Below are 524 nucleotides of genomic sequence, written 5' to 3'. Positions count from 1 at the left end.
ATATTTATCAATAAAGTCCGTTGTTGTATCGCCTTTAGAAAAAGCTTCATGGACGATTATTTCCTTAAGTAGAGGAAGATTCGTTTTAATTCCGTCTATTTTATAGGTGTTCAATGCTTCTCTTAATCTATCGATGGCTTCATTCCTCGAACCACCGCTTACTACCAATTTGGCGATCATAGGATCGTAAAAATGTGAAACGACCGATGTGTTCTGAACGGCCAGTTCATGACGAATCCCTTCACCTTCAGGAAGTTTCAAACCGCTAATTTTCCCCGGTGCAGGATAAAAGGTTTTGGGATCTTCCGCATATATGCGCACTTCAATAGAGTGCCCCTCCCTTTTCACCTCTTCTTGTGTAAAGTCGAGTTTGTTGCCTGAAGCAATTTTAATTTGCTGTTCAACAAGATCAAGTCCTGTGATTTCCTCAGTGACCGGATGCTCGACCTGAAGGCGTGTATTCATTTCTAGAAAATAAAAGTTTTTATCGGCATCAACTAAGAATTCAAGGGTACCCGCATTAC

1 protein-coding gene is annotated in these 524 nt (G+C 40.6%); it reads right to left on the bottom strand.

Translation table 11 applies throughout. From position 1 onward, the window contains the following. A partial coding sequence (locus tag AC1DUW_RS32175) for an ATP-binding protein (RefSeq protein WP_477644631.1) occupies positions 1 to 524 on the bottom strand: 524 nt, incomplete at both ends.

The sequence above is a fragment of the Peribacillus sp. P4_C12 genome, from assembly GCF_056402095.1.
This window is presented reverse-complemented; position numbering and strand designations above follow the sequence as displayed.